The sequence below is a fragment of the Fundidesulfovibrio agrisoli genome, from assembly GCF_022808715.1.
Lineage (GTDB): Bacteria > Desulfobacterota > Desulfovibrionia > Desulfovibrionales > Desulfovibrionaceae > Fundidesulfovibrio > Fundidesulfovibrio agrisoli.
Genome location: NZ_JAKZKX010000006.1, coordinates 23,299 through 38,649 on the forward strand (window position 1 = coordinate 23,299; position 15,351 = coordinate 38,649).

General features: G+C 65.0%; 14 protein-coding genes. 3 read left to right on the forward strand and 11 right to left on the reverse strand.

Annotated features, from left to right (window positions below; genetic code table 11):
- Position 1: 1 nt before the first annotated feature.
- Positions 2 to 1,525: a glutamate synthase-related protein gene (locus tag MLE27_RS06055; RefSeq protein ID WP_243311127.1), complete on the reverse strand. Its 1,524-nt coding sequence runs from the start codon at positions 1,523 to 1,525 to the stop codon at positions 2 to 4.
- 695 nt (positions 1,526 to 2,220) lie between these two features.
- Here MLE27_RS06055 and MLE27_RS06060 point away from each other — a divergent pair.
- Positions 2,221 to 3,201: a 4Fe-4S binding protein gene (locus tag MLE27_RS06060; RefSeq protein WP_243311129.1), complete on the forward strand. Its 981-nt coding sequence runs from the start codon at positions 2,221 to 2,223 to the stop codon at positions 3,199 to 3,201.
- A gap of 239 nt (positions 3,202 to 3,440) precedes the next feature.
- Here MLE27_RS06060 and MLE27_RS06065 read toward each other — a convergent pair whose 3' ends face one another.
- Together MLE27_RS06065 and MLE27_RS06070 are read right to left on the reverse strand one after the other, a co-directional pair.
- The gene (locus MLE27_RS06065; RefSeq protein WP_243311130.1) at positions 3,441 to 3,794 is read right to left on the reverse strand and encodes an EF-hand domain-containing protein; all 354 of its coding nucleotides are present in this window, start codon (positions 3,792 to 3,794) and stop codon (positions 3,441 to 3,443) included.
- Between the two features lie 159 nt (positions 3,795 to 3,953).
- A complete protein-coding gene (locus tag MLE27_RS06070; protein WP_243311131.1) occupies positions 3,954 to 4,229 on the reverse strand; it encodes an EF-hand domain-containing protein in 276 nt (91 codons plus the stop codon).
- 170 nt (positions 4,230 to 4,399) lie between these two features.
- On the opposite strand from MLE27_RS06070, the gene MLE27_RS06075 reads away from it, so the two are divergent.
- Together MLE27_RS06075 and MLE27_RS06080 are read left to right on the forward strand one after the other, a co-directional pair.
- A complete protein-coding gene (locus MLE27_RS06075; RefSeq protein WP_243311132.1) occupies positions 4,400 to 4,894 on the forward strand; it encodes a nucleotidyl transferase AbiEii/AbiGii toxin family protein in 495 nt (164 codons plus the stop codon).
- Complete coding sequence (locus tag MLE27_RS06080; protein ID WP_243311133.1) at positions 4,891 to 5,073, forward strand: hypothetical protein; 183 nt, start codon at positions 4,891 to 4,893, stop codon at positions 5,071 to 5,073. Before MLE27_RS06075 ends, MLE27_RS06080 begins: the two co-directional genes overlap by 4 nt.
- A gap of 566 nt (positions 5,074 to 5,639) precedes the next feature.
- On the opposite strand, the gene rpoD is transcribed toward MLE27_RS06080, so the two are convergent.
- The 8 genes from rpoD to MLE27_RS06120 form a co-directional block, all read right to left on the reverse strand.
- Positions 5,640 to 7,409, reverse strand: coding sequence for an RNA polymerase sigma factor RpoD (gene rpoD, locus MLE27_RS06085; protein WP_243311134.1), 1,770 nt, complete (start codon positions 7,407 to 7,409; stop codon positions 5,640 to 5,642).
- Positions 7,406 to 9,124: a DNA primase gene (gene dnaG, locus MLE27_RS06090; protein WP_243311135.1), complete on the reverse strand. Its 1,719-nt coding sequence runs from the start codon at positions 9,122 to 9,124 to the stop codon at positions 7,406 to 7,408. The genes rpoD and dnaG overlap by 4 nt, the downstream gene beginning before the upstream one ends.
- A 70-nt stretch (positions 9,125 to 9,194) precedes the next feature.
- A complete protein-coding gene (locus tag MLE27_RS06095) occupies positions 9,195 to 11,543 on the reverse strand; it encodes an endonuclease MutS2 (RefSeq protein WP_243311136.1) in 2,349 nt (782 codons plus the stop codon).
- Positions 11,544 to 11,756: 213 nt separating this feature from the next.
- A complete protein-coding gene (locus MLE27_RS06100) occupies positions 11,757 to 12,203 on the reverse strand; it encodes a GatB/YqeY domain-containing protein (RefSeq protein WP_243311140.1) in 447 nt (148 codons plus the stop codon).
- 2 nt (positions 12,204 to 12,205) lie between these two features.
- On the reverse strand, positions 12,206 to 12,406 hold the full coding sequence (gene rpsU, locus MLE27_RS06105; protein WP_173081155.1) for a 30S ribosomal protein S21: 201 nt from the start codon (positions 12,404 to 12,406) through the stop codon (positions 12,206 to 12,208).
- A 323-nt stretch (positions 12,407 to 12,729) separates the two neighbouring features.
- Positions 12,730 to 13,002, reverse strand: a complete 273-nt coding sequence (locus MLE27_RS06110) for an HU family DNA-binding protein (RefSeq protein ID WP_243311144.1) — start codon at positions 13,000 to 13,002, stop codon at positions 12,730 to 12,732.
- 236 nt (positions 13,003 to 13,238) lie between these two features.
- On the reverse strand, positions 13,239 to 14,039 hold the full coding sequence (gene rsmA, locus MLE27_RS06115; protein ID WP_243311146.1) for a 16S rRNA (adenine(1518)-N(6)/adenine(1519)-N(6))-dimethyltransferase RsmA: 801 nt from the start codon (positions 14,037 to 14,039) through the stop codon (positions 13,239 to 13,241).
- Positions 14,036 to 15,349 (reverse strand): O-acetylhomoserine aminocarboxypropyltransferase/cysteine synthase family protein, encoded by a 1,314-nt coding sequence (locus MLE27_RS06120; protein ID WP_243311148.1) that lies wholly within the window; start codon positions 15,347 to 15,349, stop codon positions 14,036 to 14,038. The genes rsmA and MLE27_RS06120 overlap by 4 nt, the downstream gene beginning before the upstream one ends.
- Between the last annotated feature and the right edge of the window lie 2 nt (positions 15,350 to 15,351).

The following is a 15,351-nucleotide window of genomic DNA, read 5'->3' on the forward strand; positions in this document are numbered from 1 at the left end:
CCTATCTCCCGGCGGGCTTCACACCCAGGATGTCCATCTCGCTCTGGCTCAGGCCGACGGCGCGCAGTTTGTCGCGGTTGCCGCGCAGGGACTCGATGGAGTTGAGCCCCATGCCGCCGAGCATCTCCTCGATTTCGTGGGCCCAGGCCTTCATCAGGTTGGCCATCTTCTTGGCCGCGATATCGGGGTTCTGGCGCTTGGCCAGGTAGGGATCGTTGGTGGCGATGCCCCAGGGGCACTTGCCGGTGTAGCAGCGGGCGCACAGCGTGCAGCCCACGGCCAGCAGGGCGGCGGTGGCGATGTACACGGCGTCCGCGCCCAGGGCGATGGCCTTGATGACGTCGGCGGAGCAGCGGGTGCCGCCCGCCACGACCACGGAGGCGTCGTTGCGGATGCCCTCGTCGCGCAGGCGCTGGTCGACCGAGGCCAGGGCCAACTCGATGGGGATGCCCACGTTGTCGCGGATCATGGCCGGGGCCGCGCCCGTGCCGCCGCGCATGCCGTCGATGGCCACGATGTCCGCGCCAGCGCGCACCACGCCCGAGGCGATGGCGGCCACGTTGTGCACGGCCGCGATCTTCACGGAGACGGGCTTCTTGTAGTCGCTGGCTTCCTTGAGGGCGTAGATGAGCTGATGCAGATCCTCGATGGAGTAGATGTCGTGGTGCGGGGCCGGGGAGATAGCGTCGGAGCCCAGGGGCACCATGCGCGTCTCGGAGACCATGGCGTTGATCTTCTCGCCGGGCAGGTGCCCGCCGATGCCGGGCTTGGCGCCCTGGCCGATCTTGATCTCGATGGCGGCGCCGGCGTTCAGGTAGTCGCTGTGCACGCCGAAGCGGCCGGACGCGACCTGGACGATGGTGTTGGGGCCGTACTTGTAGAGGCTCTCGTGCAGGCCGCCCTCACCGGTGTTGTAATAGGTGCCCACTTCCGTGGCGGCGCGGGCCATGGCCACGTGCAGGTTGAAGTTGATGGAGCCGAAGCTCATGGCCGAGAACATGATGGGTATGTTCAGCTTGATGTTCGGCTTGGTGGGGGTCTTCAACCTGGGGCCTTCGGGGGTGGTCTCGAATTCCAGGCGCGTGGGCTTGGAGCCCAGGTAGGTGCGCAGCTCCATCGGCTCGCGCAGGGGGTCGATGGAGGGGTTGGTCACCTGGCTGGCGTCGAGCAGGAGCTTGTCCCAGTAGACGGGGATGTCCACCGGGGAGCCCATGCCCGCCAGGAGAACGCCGCCGGAGTCGGCCTGCTTGTAGACGTTCTTGATGAACACGGGCCGCCAGAGGGCGTTGGGTTTGAAGTTGGAGGGCTTCTCCTGGATGAGCAGCGCCTGGGTCGGGCAATACGCCTCGCAGCGGTGGCAACCGATGCACTTGGTGTTGTCGTGGCGCACGCACTGCCTGGCTTCATCCCAGTAGTGCACTCCGTATGAGCACTGGCGCACGCACACCTGGCAGTTGATGCAGGCGTCCTTGTCCCGGACGACGAAGAAGTCGTGGTAGTTCTTGTTGATGGGAGCGAAGGCCAAGTCGGTCACCTCTTCTGAAACGTTTTAGAGGGGTATTGGGGCCGGTGGTTCGGCTTACCCGGCCCGCTCCCCCTGCTCGGCTGCGGGCCTCTGAGACGCCCCCGGCTGGTGGCCGGGGCTGAAAAAAGTGGGAAGTGGACAATGAAAATTATTGGCAGTTTCGTCAAGTTAAATAAACACCACCATTTCAGCTAGATAGAACTCTCATTTTTTAAAATCGAGGCCTGGCGGGCAAAAAAGTACATTTTTGCATGCTCATGCGTTTTGAAAATACTAGACGCTACACTCCTGTAGGGCATGCCCGGGAAGCTAGATATACCGGGATTCGGTCAGGGTTTGCCGTATTCTGGAAACGCCGTTCCGCTTAGGGGTACGGCGGAAGTTGTTTCATTTTTGTATGGTGAAACAAAATATCATACCTTTGCGGTCTAGTTTCAGACGGATTCCGCCATGCCCGCTGAACTTTACCGTCAGGATTGGATTTAAGTCTGGCGGGGGCACTGTCAATGGCGCTCTTATGAACGCCTCGCATCTTCCCGGCAGGGCTTCGCGCTCCGCAACAAGCTGCATCGCTAGCCATGCGAAGTGTCGGCGTGCCGACTCGACAGCGCCGCGGTTCGGTGCCATAGGCTGCGGCGCGGCTCGGGCGCATCCGCCCCGCTCCGCGCAAGTCACATCACAGGACGTCCAGCGTTATGACCTCACGCCTTACCCCCCTGTTCCTGCGGCGGCTGCTCCAATACCTGTTCACGGCCATCTGCCTGCTGGCCGGAGTCCGGCTCTACCTCTTCTGCATGTGGGCCGCCGGGCAAAGCGGCGCCTTCGTGGCCCGGCCGCCCGTGGCCGAAGGCTTCCTGCCCATCAGCGCCGTGATGGCTCTGAAGTTCTACCTGTTCACCGGCCTGTTCGACCCGGTGCACCCGGCCGGGCTGACCATCCTGATGGCCGCTCTGCTCGCCTCCTTGCTCCTTCGCAAGGGCTTCTGCGCCTTCATCTGTCCGGTGGGCCTGGCCTCCGACCTGTTGAGCGGCCTGGGCAAGCGCCTGGGCTTCGGCGGCGCTGGGCCGCGATGGCTGGACCTGGCCGCGCGCCAGCTCAAGTTCGTGCTGCTGGCGGCCTGCCTGTACTTCTTCCTCTCCATGCCGCTCATGGCCATGCGCGGCTACCTCATGGGCGAGCACAACATCGCGGCGGACGCCTCCATGCTGCGTTTCTTCCTGGCGCCCTCGCCCACCACGCTGATCGTGCTGGGCGTCCTGGCCGTGGGCACCCTGCTGGCGCGCAACGTCTGGTGCCGCTGGCTCTGTCCGTACGGCGCGCTGCTCGGTCTCGCGGCCCTGTTCGGCCCCACGGCCGTCCGCCGCGACGACGGCCCGTGCACCAAATGCGGGCGCTGCGAGCGGGCCTGCCCCTCGGGCATCCTGATCCGGCGCAAGACGGACGTGCGCGCGCCCGAGTGCATCGGCTGCGCGCAGTGCGTAGGGGCCTGCCCCGAGCCAGGGGCGCTTGAAGTGCGGGCGATGGGGAAAACGATTTCCTGGCGCTGGCTGGGGTTGGGGACTGCGGGGGTGATCCTGGCGGCCTGGCTGATCGCCGAGGCAACGGGGCACTGGGCCTCGGCCCTGCCGCTGGAGATGACCAAGCCCATCTACGGGGCGATCTTCAGAACGCTCTGAGGCCCGCCTCAGCGCGCGAAGCCGTAAGGGAGTCGAGAGGGAGGAACTCCCTCTCGCGGGAGAGTCCAGAGAGGGCGGCGCCCTCTCTGGCCGCCGGAGGCATCTCCCTTACATAGCGGTAGGTTCGGGTTGGAGAGGCCTCCGGCGGCAAAAGGGAGTTCCTCCCTTTTGAATCCCGTGTAGCTTTGCGCCGGGCCGGTGGGCGTGCCTATTCGCCGGGCCGCACGCCCGGCAGGCGATTATTGCGCTGGCGCGGTGGGCGCGGCCCTGTTCTGGGGGTCGGAACGCATGCCCGTCACGTGGGCCTGCCACTCGTCCTTGCTGAGCTTGCCGTCGCCGTTGGTGTCGGCGCGCTTGAACTGCTCCTCGGAGAAGCCGGGGAAAGCCTTGCGGACCTCCTCCAGAGTGAGCTGGCCGTCGCCGTTCTCATCCATGCGCTGGAACAGCTGCGGCTTGGGGTGATCCTTGTCGGGCTGCTGGCCCGGGGCCGCCTTGGCGGGGCCGGGGCGCTGGTTCGGCATCTGAGCCCAGACGCCCTGCGCGGCCAGGGCCGCCACCATCGCCAACAACGCTATTGCTGCTATCCTCTTCACTGCTCTTCCTCCAGCACGGGCCTCTTATCTGGAGGCCCGGAACACGTACCAGGTGACGCCGCTCGCGGCGAAAAAAAGCCGGACGGCCTGGGCCATCCGGCGAACATGGCTCGACGCCACCTTAATAGCAGGCCGCCCCGGTGCGGGCAAGCGCGGTGGCTACATCAAGCCACCCTTGCGCTCGGCGCGCTTGGCGCGGGCGAAGGCCTGCCACTCGGCCACGGTGAGCTTGCCGTCGTGGTTGGTGTCGGCCTGCTGGAACATCTCGTCGGTGAACTTGGGGAACTGCTTCTGCACCTCGTCCTTGGTGAGATAGCCGTCCTTGTTGGCGTCCATGCGGTCGAACAGGGGATGGCGGTCGGCTGTCTGGGCGAAGGCGGCGGTGCTGGACAAGAGCAGGAAAGCGAAAGCGATGAATTTCATGCTGAAGCGCATTGGGTGGTCCTCCTGATGGTTGCCGCGCGGCTGACGCCAGGCGGTTGCATAGGGAGTCTACGGAATTGCGCCCGGGGTTACACGCGGACCTGTCAGCCCTGGCGTGGCATGCCCGTGGAAACCGGGCCGGAGACGTAGCGTACCGCTACGCTTTGGGTTATCCAGGGGCCATGCAACTCGACTACGAAGGGCTCTTCAAGGCCTTGAACGAGGCCGGAATCCGCTACCTGCTCACCGGCGGGGTGGCCGTGAATTTCCATGGTCTGCCGCGCATGACCTTCGACGTGGACCTCATTGTCTTGTTCGAGCGGGAGAATCTGGAGCGGCTCACCGCTCTGCTCGAAGGACTCGGATACGTGCCGAGGCTGCCCGTACCGGCGGCCGGTCTGGCCGACGAAACCACCCGCGAACAGTGGAAGCGGGACAAGAACCTTCTGGCCTACACCTTCATGCACCCCAGCCAGCCCATGGCCGAGGTGGACGTCATGATCGACACGCCCGCGCCGTTCGAAGAACTTGCGGCCAGGGGGATGAACGTCCCGTTCGGCTCGACCACGGTGCCGCTCATCTCCCGGAAGGATCTGATCGCTACGAAGCTCGGCTCCCCGAGGCGGCAGGATATCTGCGATGTGGAAGCGCTACGGAAGTTGGAGGGCGACGAGTGAAAGAAGAAAAGCCCCTTGTGGGCTTCTACCACGAACCGGATGAGGAAATGGTCAAGGAGTACGGGAAGTGGCCGCTGGAGCGGCGCGCGGCATGGTTGTTCGCGGGGCTGAAGATGCGGATGCTGCTGCCCAAGGAAGTGAGGGAGGTGCAGGATCAGTTTAGGAGGGGAGAGAGATAGCAACTGGGTCCAAACACCTAACGCTTGGATACAGCATGAAATGCTTTCACCACGACCTTGAGGTTGAATTTCCAGATGAATGGTGGTTTGAGGCAGGTATGCATCACTTTAAACCTAGACAGCCTAGTTTTATCACTGACATACCTTCCACTGTATCCAGAGAAACCAAGCTGATTCTAATTAATGATGTAGAGCCATTATACTTAAGATCAAAAAATATAGGTATTTTTCATGAAAACGAAAGTTTCAGCGCGAAGCAACGAGTCATAAACATTTTCACCGGATTCATCACAAACTCCCCGATACCTCCAGTCATCATTTGCGAATCCAGCAATAATGGTCATGCATTCAGACTGTTGGAGGGTTGCCACAGATTTTATTGTTCTCTTTTCGCAGGTTTTTCTCACGTGCCTGCTTTGTTTGGATGTGACATCAATGATCCCTCCATTTGAGCCAACCAACAAAAGCCCCGGGCGGTGTTACCGCCCGGGGCTTTCAATATGGGATTCCAAAGGGAGGCACTCCCTTTGGCCGCCGGAGGCTTCTAACCCTCCAGCCCTTACTTCCTAGCTCTCGTAGTAGCTCCTCAAGTGCTGGCTCCTCACCGGGTGCCTCAGCTTCCTGAGCGCCTTGGCTTCGATCTGCCTGATACGCTCGCGGGTGACGTTGAACAGCTTGCCCACTTCTTCCAGGGTGTGGTCGCTCTTCTCGCCGATGCCGAAGCGTTTCCTGAGCACCTGCTCCTCCCTGGGGGTCAAATCCGACAGCACCCGGGCGATCTGCTCGGTGAGCTTGGTGTTGACCACTTCCTCGGCGGGGGCCAGGGCCTTCTTGTCCTCGATGAAATCGCCCAGGCTGGAATCTTCCTCGTCGCCGATGGGCGTCTCCAGCGAAATCGGCTCCTTTGCGATCTTGAGAACCTTCTTCACCTTCTCCAGCGGGTAGTCCATGCGCTCCGCGATCTCCTCGGGGGTGGGGTCGCGGCCGAGCTCCTGCACCAGGTAGCGCGAGGTGCGGATGAGCTTGTTGATGGTCTCGATCATGTGCACGGGGATGCGGATGGTGCGGGCCTGGTCCGCGATGGCGCGGGTGATGGCCTGCCTGATCCACCACGTGGCGTAGGTGGAGAACTTGTAGCCCCGCTGGTACTCGAACTTGTCCACGGCCTTCATCAGGCCGATGTTGCCCTCCTGGATCAGGTCCAGGAACTGCAGGCCGCGGTTGGTGTACTTCTTGGCGATGGAGACAACCAGGCGCAGGTTGGCGCGGATGAGCTCCTGCTTGGCGCGGGCGGCGGCGTTGTTGCCGCGCTTGATGCGCCAGAGCACCTCCTCCAGGTCGGAGACGTGGTGGCAGCACTTGTCCTGCAGGCGGGTGAGGATCTCCATCTTGGCCAGGATCATCTCCTTGAAGGAGAAGACCTCGTCCACGGTCATGGAGAGGCTCTCGGCGGCCACCATGGGGTTGATCTCGCGGGCCTCCATCTGCTTGAAGATGGTCTGGATCTCCACCTGGGTCTTGCCGGTGGAGAGCAGGTAGGCCGAGAGGTCGCGCTGGCAGTTGTGCATCTGGCGGACGTAGTCCTCGACGGTCTCGATGACCCGGTCGATGAGGGTCTTCTCCAGCTTGATGTCGCGCAGGCGGTTGACCACCTCGTCCTTGAAGGCCACGATCTCGCGCTGCACGCCCGCCACGCGGCGCTCCAGGCTGGCGCAGGAGTCGAGCTTGGTGTAGATCTTGCGGCGCTTCTTGAAGATGGCCTTGAGCTCGTCGAGCAGCAGGATGACGCGGGAGCGCTGGTTCATCTCGTCTTCGGAGGGGTCGTCCTCCTCGATGGTCTTGACCACGTCCTTGAGCTTGATGCGCCCGATCTTGAGATCCTCGCCGACCTGGATGAGCTCCTCCAGGGCCACGGGAACCTCGACCAGGGCGTAGAGCACGTCCATCTCGCCGTTTTCGATCTTCTTGGCGATGGTCACTTCGCCGTCGCGGTCCAGCAGGGGCACGGCGCCCATCTCCCGCAGGTACATGCGCACCGGGTCCGTGGAGCGCGCGGAGTAGTCCAGCGCATCCTCGCTCTCGGTGAGCTCGAGCTCCGGCTCCGGGGCTTCGTCGCCTTCGGAGGGCATCACCTCGATCTTGCGCATCTCCTTCTCGGAGTCCACGATGGCGATGTCCATGGAGTCGAAGATCGAAATGACCTCCTCCACCTGATCCGGATTGGCGGTCAGCTCCGTGGGCAGCGCCTTGTTGACCTCTTCGAAAGTGAGGAAGCCTTTTTCCTTACCTTTGGCGATAAGGGTTTTTATCTGCTGGATTTCCTTGATATTGCTCACTGATTCCTCCCCACTAGATCACTTAAGGCGGCCATCAGGCGCTTCTCTTCCTCGAAGTCGCCCCTGTCCCTGGCGTCGCGCATGGACTCGATGAGCCCGCGCTTGCGCTCCTCCACCCTGACCCGCTGGCTGTGTGCCGATATGTCTTCCCACCAGTGGCGCGCCTCCTCCTCGCTGAGGGGCGGCTTGCTGGCGCATTGTCCCCAGAAGCTCTTCTGCCTGTCGTCCAGGTAGGGCAGCACGTCGTACTGGCCGTACCGGAAGAGAAGACGCCAAAAGGCCCTGGCTCTGTCCGTGGCCAGGGTCTCGAAGATGTTCATCCGTTCCAGCTCCGGGATGTGGGCCGGGCTGCGGATGGCGAATTCCAATACTTGAGCGTCCTTTTTGGCCTCGGAGCTCATGGGCTTGGCCGGCTGGTCGGGTGCTTCCCGCCGCTTTCCGGCCGCTGGGCGCGTGGCGTGAAGCCCGCGCAGTTCATGCTCGCCCAGGCCCAGGCCGTGGGCCAGCCGGGTGAGCATGGCCGCACGCAGCCCGTCGGAGGGCAGCTCGGCCAGAAATTCAAGAGCCCAGTCCACCGCGTCCTTGGGGGAGGCCGCTCTGCGCACGGTGGCTAGGCAGAAATCCAGCCCTTCGCGGGCCTGGTCCAGGCAGGCCTTGAAGGCCTCGGCCCCGCCGCTCTTGAGCAGGCTGTCGGCGTCCTCCCCGTGGGGCAGCAGGGCCACGCGGCACTCCGCGCCTTGCAGCAGGAGCATCCGGGCGCTGCGCAGGGCGGCCTTCTCGCCCGCGGCGTCGCCGTCGAAAACAAGCGTCACCTGCCGGGTGAACCCGGTCAGCCGCTTGACCTGCTGCGCCGTGAGCGCCGTGCCGAGCACTCCCACGGCCTCGGTGAAGCCGTGCTGATGCAGGGCGATGACGTCCAGGTAGCCCTCGGTGAGCAGCACCCGCCCGGCGCGGGCCAGGTTGGCCCTGGCCTGGTACAGGCCGTAGAGGTGCTCGCCCTTCTTGTAGATCACCGAATCGGAGCTGTTCAAATACTTGGGGTCGCCCTCGCCCATCACCCGCCCGCCGAAGGCCACCACCTTGCCGGAGACCTCGTGGATGGGGAACATGAGCCGCCCCCGAAATCTGTCCCAGACGCGCCCGCCCTCGTTCTCTATCAGTAGGCCCGAGGCCACGGCATCGGCCGAGCGGTAGCCCTTGGGGCGAAACAGCCGCTCCAGGGAGTGAAAATCGTCCGGCGCATAGCCCAGCTGGAAGCGCTCGGCCATTTCCGGGCTCACGCCGCGCTGTTCCAGGTAAGCGCGCGCCGCGCCTCCAGGGGGTCCATACAGGCAATCCCGATAAAAGTCCCGCGCCAGGGAGTGCATTTCTGCCGCGGCCTGACGCTGCCTGCGCCTGGCCTCCTCCTGGGGGTCGGGCTTGAACTCCGCCAGTTGGACTCCGGCCTCGTGCGCCAGCTGCTCCAAGCCCTCCCGGAAATCCAGGCCGTTGATGCGGCAGTAAAAATCAATCACGTCCCCCGAGGCCTGGCAGCCGAAGCAGTGGAAAAAGCCCTTGTCGGGGTGGACGTTGAAAGAACCCTTGGTTTCGTTGTGGAAGGGACATGGGCCCACAAGCCGTCCGCCGACGTTTCGCAGCTCCACGTAACGCCTGGCTATATCGGCTATGTTCAGCCTGGACTTGACGGCCTGTATGGCACGGGGATCGTTCTTCATGATCCTCGGTGTTTCCGGTTGTGCCCTAGGTAAGTCCGTTTCCGCGGGGAGCAAGTCCCCGCCTGCCACATTATTTCAGCTCCACCAGGGTCATGCCGTCGCCGCCCCTGTCTTCCGGCGCGAGGGAGAACGAGGCCACGGAGGGAAAGTCCTTGAGCATGCCGTGCACCTCGCGGCGCAGCGCCCCGGTGCCGCGCCCGTGGATGATCTCCAGCCCGTGAACCCCGCGCAGAATGGCCTTGTCCAGGAAGGCGGCCAGTTCGCCCAGGGCCTCGTCGGCGCGCATGCCGCGCAGGTCCAGCGTGAGGAAGGGGCCGGACGGCGCGCCAGGGGCCTCCTTGACCACGGCGGGGCCAGCGCCGGACATGGCGCCGGAGGCCGCCTTGGCCTTGACCGCCGCCATCCCGCTGGGGGGCGAAACGTCCTCGAAGGGAGCCCAAAGGCTCACGCCGCCCATGTCCAGCTTGAGGGCGCGGCGCTTCTCATCCTTCTCGCGCACGATGCCGGCCTTGTCCCAGCCCTTGAGGCTCACGGATGCGCCCACGGCCACGTCCTCCCAGGCCCAGGCGGGCGCGGGGGCGGCATCGGCTGGCTCCAGGCCCAGGCCTTCCACGGACTTTCGGGTCTGCGCCAGCTCCTTGAGGGCCTGCTTGCGGCTGATCTTGTCCTTCTGGGCCTCGTTCATGAGGGTGCGGGCCTGGGTGCGCAGCTCGTCCAGGAGCTTGCGGCGCTCCTTCTCGAAGCTCTCGGCCAGGGTGCGGCGGCGCTGCTCCAGCTTGAGCCGCTCCTTGGAGAGATCTTCCAGTTCGCGCTCGCGGGTCAGGGCCAGCTCGTTGAGCCGGTCGAACAGGCGGGCCGAGTCCTCCCCGCCCATGAGCAGGTATTTCTGGGCCTGGTCCAGTATGTCTTCGGCCAGGCCGCACTCCCGGGCCACGTCCAGGGCCACGGAAGCGCCCACCTGGTCGTAGGCCAGCACGAACACGGGCTTCTTGGTCTTGGGGTCGAAGAGCATGGAGGCCGAGCGCACGCCCGGCTTGGTCAGGCCGTAGGCCTTGAGCGCGGGGAAATGCGTGGCCGCGGCCACGAAGGATCCCTTCTCCATGAGTTTGTCCACCACGGCCTGAGCCAGCGCAGCTCCCTGGGAGGGGTCGGTGCCGGCGCCGAACTCGTCCAGCAGCACCAGGCTGTCCGCGCCCAGCGCGCCCCAGGCCCGACTCAGGTGGCTGATCTGGGCCGTGAAGGTCGAAAGATGGTCTTCCAGGCTCTGCTCGTCGCCCATGAACACGTAGACCTTGCTCCAGAACGGCAGGCGGCTGCCCTCGCGCGCGGGCAGGGGCAGGCCGGAGAGGGCCATGAGCGCGCACAGGCCCAGGGTCTTCAGGCAGACCGTCTTGCCCGAGGCGTTGGCGCCGCTGATGATGAGCGCGCGCTGGTCCGGCTTGAGCAGGATGTCCAGAGGTTTTGCTTTCCCCGCCTCGGTGAGGGCCAGCAAGGGGTGGCGCGCGGCGAATAGCTCCACGGAGCCCTCCCCTCCCACCTCGGGCACGCAGCCGTCCATGAGCGAGCCCAGGGCGGCCTTGGCCAGGAGCACGTCGGTCTCCACGGCCACGGCGTAGGCGGCGCGCAGGGCGTCCTCCTCGGCGCGGGCCAGCCCGGTGAGGAACTGGAGGACTTTCTGCTCCTCCTCGCGCTCCTCGTTCTTGAGCTCCTGGAGGCGGTTGTTGATCTCCACCAGGAAGAGCGGCTCCACGTAGCAGGTCTCGCCGGTCTGGGAGTAGTCGTGGATGATTCCCTGGATGCGGCCCTTGAAGTTGGATTTGAGCGGCAGGACGTAGCGGTCGGAGGAGATGGTCATGTAGTCGTCCTGCAGGAACAGGGCGAGGCCCTCCTTGGCCACGAAGTCCTTCACCTGGGAAGTGCAGCGCTGGTGGATGCGCCTGATCTCCTGCCGGACGGAGAACAGCTCGGGCGAAGCCTCGTCGCGCAGGCCGCCGTCCTTGGCCAGGCAGCGCTTCAGCGCCGGGTGCAGCCGCGAGGGCCAGGGCCTGGCCAGCACGGATTCGGCCAGCAGCGGCCAGCGGGGGTTTGCGGGCTGATTCTCGAAGCGCTCGCGCAGGGCTTGCACCGCGTCGAGCACCTCGCGCACGGCCCAGAGGCCGTCGGCGTCCAGGGTGCGGTGGGCCTGGGATAGATAGTGGAACACGCCCTCAAGCGGCGGGAAGGACTGCAGGCGCAGGCCCGTGTCGGCCACGCAGGCCGCGCCCTGGCGCAGGAGCTCCTGCGCGGCGGCCAGCTCGCCGGGGTTGCCCAGCGGGGCCACGTCAAGGCAGGCCCTGCCCCCGGATTCGGAGACGGCAAGGCGGGCCAGATGCCCGAGGACCTTGGAAAATTCGAGTTGGGTCAGCGTGCGCTGTTCCATGTGATGATGCCGCTTGAGCGGATGCGGCCCCGCCCGGGGCGGGCCGATTCCTGGTGGAGGTTCATGCGGCGCGCGGGCCGGGAGGATGCAGCGGAGGCCGAAACGCCCAGAAGGGCGCAATGCGGCGGCGATGCGGGGAAATGGGGAAACAACTCGCCAACGGACATGCTCGGCCCTCTGGAACAGGGTTCGGCTCGCTTCGCGAAGGCGAGGCTACGAGCTGAGTCTGGCTTTGACGATTTCGCTTACGGCCTTGCCGTCGATACGGCCCTTGAAACGGGCCATCACCGCCTGCATCACCTTGCCCATCTCCTTGGGGCCGGAAGCGCCGGTCTCGGCGATGGCGGCGTCGACGGCGGCTGCCGTCTCCTCGGGGGTGAGCTGGGTGGGCATGTAGGCCTTGAGGACGGCCAGTTCGGCCTCCTCGCGCTCGGCCATGGCCGCGCGGCCGCCCTGGCGGAACTGCTCGATGGACTCCAGGCGTTGCTTGACCTGCCTCCCGATCACTTCGAGGATCTCCTCGTCGGTGAGCGGGCGCAAAAGCTCCACCTGGCGGTTCTTGATGGCCGTCTTGAGCATTCTCAAGACGGCCACCCGAACCTCTTCCTTGGCCTTGTAGGCCGAAAGAAAGTCCTTCTCTATCTGTTCTTGCAGATTCATCACTACATCTGGTTGATCTTGCGCATCTTCTTGAGCAGGCGCTTGCGGGCTGCCGCCTTCTTCTTCTTGCGCATGACGCTGGGCTTCTCGTAATGCTGACGCTTTTTCAGCTCGGAGAGGATGCCGGCCTTCTCGACCTGCTTCTTGAAACGACGCAGGGAGATGTCGAAGTTGTCGGACTCTTCAAGGTAAACACCGGGCAAAGAAATCACCCCCTCTCTCGGTCCGGCCGCTGGCCGGACGCCCATGGAATTTCTCAACGCGTAACCCAGGCCCAATAGCCCGGCTTCCACAAAGGAGCAAGCACTATTTCGGGGTAGCGCCCGCAAAACGAAACCGCCCGGCATCTCTGCCGGGCGGTTGGAATTCGCGCGCCCTCTCTGGCTGATCGGCAACCGGCTTGCGTCGGATGTCCCACCATCCAGCAGGCTTGCCTGCCGCAGACGCTCACCGGCTCATAACGAGAGGCACGAAGGAGAGGTTCATGCCGCGTTCAAGGGGCGGCATGCCCTTTCACCCCCGAAAGTTATTTCACGGAGTCTTTGAGCAGCTTGCCGGGGCGGAACTTGACCACCTTGGAAGCGGGGATCTTGATCTCGGCGCCGGTGCGGGGGTTGCGGCCGGTGCGGGCCTGGCGCTCTTCAACCATGAAGGTGCCAAAGCCAGTCAGGGTGAGCTTGCCATCGGCAACCAGGGTGGCCTCAACGGCCTCCAGGAAGGCGTTCAGGGCGCGTTCGGCGTTGGCCTTGGTGATGCCGGCCTTCTCAGCGATTTTGACTACCAGATCAGCCTTCGTCATCGGTCCTCTCCTCCTCGGGTTCTGTTTCGATACGCAGCAGACGTATCGTGACTAGCATGGGCGGTTTTCGGTTTGCAACCGCCAAAACCCGCGCCCGGCGCAGGTTGCGGGGGCTTGGCGTTCCGGCGGAAGACTGGTCAGCCTTATAGCAATAGCAAGGCGATGTCCAGGGGGAAGGCCCTGTTTTCCTTACTCCTGCCCAACATTTGCGCCAATCGGGGCAGTTTTGACCTCCGTCATCGGAAATCCTCTACTCCGACGGTCTCCATCAGCCCGGCGATCTGCCCCGGGGAGAGCTCCTCCGGGCGGCAAACTGGCGAGAGGCCCTGGGCCTCCAGGTAGGCCCGGGCGGGGTCTCCCAGGCTTTTTCCCAGGATGGAGCCCAGCTGCTTGCGGCGCTGGCTGAATATGCGCTTGATGAAGGCCGAGAGCATTTGCGGCTTTGCCGGGCGCTGTTCCGCAGGCAGGGGCGTGAAGCCCACCACGGCCGAATCAACCTTGGGCCTGGGGTGGAACACACCCGGCCCCACCTTGAAGAGCACATGCGCCTCCACGTGGCTCTGCAGCCACACGGAGAGCCCCCCGTAGTCGCGGTTGCGCGGCACGGCCGCGATGCGCTGGGCGACTTCCCACTGCACCATGAACACGGCCCGGGCGAAGCGGGCTGCCTGGCTGGCCAGGTCCCACATGATGGGCGAGGCCACGTTGTAGGGCAGGTTGCCCACCACGCGGATGCCGGGCAGCCGGTCCAGGCGTTCCCAGTCGAAGCGCAGGGCGTCGGCGTTGACCACCTCCAGCTCCGGCCAGCGGGCCTTGAGCGCCGGGGCCAGGTCCCTGTCCTTCTCCAGGGCCAGCACCTGCGCCGCGCCGCTCTCCAGCAGGTGCTCGGTCAGCGCGCCGCGCCCCGGCCCGATCTCGAGCACGGTGTCGCCCGGTCGAACGCCCAACGCGGCCACGATCTTGCGGGCCACGTTGGGGTCCGCCAGGAAGTTCTGCCCCAGGCTCTTCTTGGGCCTTGCGAATCCTTCGTGCTTCACGCCTGGCTCGCCGCGAGGGCCTGGTCGAGGTCGGCGATGATGTCCTTGGCGGACTCCAGGCCCACGGAGATGCGCACCAGGTCCGGGCTGACGCCCGCGTCCAGCTGCTCCTGCGGGGTGAGCTGGGAGTGCGTGGTGCTGGCCGGATGTATCACCAGGGTCTTGGCGTCCAGGATGTTGGCCAGGTGCGAACAGAGCTTCACCGAATCGATGAACTTCGCGCCGGCCGCCAGCCCGCCCTTGACCCCGAAGCCGAACACCGCGCCGGGCCCCAGGGGGAAGTAGCGCGCGGCGCGCTCGTGGTCCTTGTGGCCGGGCAGGCCCGCGTAGTTCACGAAGCTCACCGCGGGGTGGGCGCTTAAGAACCTGGCCACGGCCAGGGCGTTCTCGCAGTGGGCCCGGGCGCGCAGGGGCAGGGTCTCCACCCCTTGCAGGATCAGGAAGGCGTTGAGCGGCGCGAGGCAGGCCCCGGTGTCGCGCAGCATGCCGCAGCGCGCCTTGAGGGTGAAGGCCATGCACTTGAGCGCGCCCTCCTCCAGCCCGCAGAAGCTCTTGAAGAAGTTCACGCCGTGGTAGGTGGGGTCCGGCTCGGTGATCTCGGGGAATTTTCCGCCCTGGGCCCAGTCGAAGCCGCCCTTCTCCACGATGGCCCCGCCGATGGAGTTGCCGTGGCCGCCGATGATCTTGGTCAGGGAATAGACGCAGATGTCGGCCCCGAAGTCGAAGGGGTTGAAAATGGGCGGCGGGGCCACGGTGTTGTCCACCACCAGGGGCAGGCCGTGCTCGTGGGCCACGGCGGCCAGGGCCTCCATGTCGTCCACGTTGCAGCGCGGGTTGCCGATGGATTCGGTGTAGACCAGCCGGGTGTTGGAATCGATGGCCCGGGCCACGGCGGCCGGGTCGGAGGTGTCCACGAAGCGGGCCTCGATGCCGAACCGCTTCAGGGTGTGGGCGAAGAGCGTCACCGTGCCGCCGTAGAGGTTGGAGCCGGTGACGAAGTTCTGCCCCGCCTGGGTGATGGTGGTCACGGCGGCGAAGATGGCGGCCATGCCCGAGGCGAAGCACAGCCCGGCCGATCCGCCGTGCATGGCGGCCAGCCGGTTCTCCAGCACCTCGTTGGTGGGGTTCATGATCCTTGAATATATGTAGCCGGGCTCCTTGAGGCCGAAGAGGTTGGCCGCATGCTCGGTGTCGCGGAAGGTGTAGGACGTGGTCTGGTAGATGGGCACCGCCCTGGAGCGCGTCTGGCAGTCGGGGGACTGCCCGGCGTGCAGGGCCAGGGTTTCGATGCCGGGTTTGTCTGTGCTCATGG

Coding starts and splice junctions, on each gene's coding strand:
- MLE27_RS06060 (WP_243311129.1), top strand. CDS start 2,221: ATGACCTCACGCCTTACCCCCCTGTTCCTGCGGCGGCTGCTCCAATAC.
- MLE27_RS06070 (WP_243311131.1), bottom strand. CDS start 4,229: ATGCGCTTCAGCATGAAATTCATCGCTTTCGCTTTCCTGCTCTTGTCC.
- MLE27_RS06075 (WP_243311132.1), top strand. CDS start 4,400: ATGCAACTCGACTACGAAGGGCTCTTCAAGGCCTTGAACGAGGCCGGA.
- dnaG (WP_243311135.1), bottom strand. CDS start 9,124: ATGAAGAACGATCCCCGTGCCATACAGGCCGTCAAGTCCAGGCTGAAC.
- MLE27_RS06095 (WP_243311136.1), bottom strand. CDS start 11,543: ATGGAACAGCGCACGCTGACCCAACTCGAATTTTCCAAGGTCCTCGGG.
- MLE27_RS06100 (WP_243311140.1), bottom strand. CDS start 12,203: ATGAATCTGCAAGAACAGATAGAGAAGGACTTTCTTTCGGCCTACAAG.
- MLE27_RS06110 (WP_243311144.1), bottom strand. CDS start 13,002: ATGACGAAGGCTGATCTGGTAGTCAAAATCGCTGAGAAGGCCGGCATC.
- MLE27_RS06120 (WP_243311148.1), bottom strand. CDS start 15,349: ATGAGCACAGACAAACCCGGCATCGAAACCCTGGCCCTGCACGCCGGG.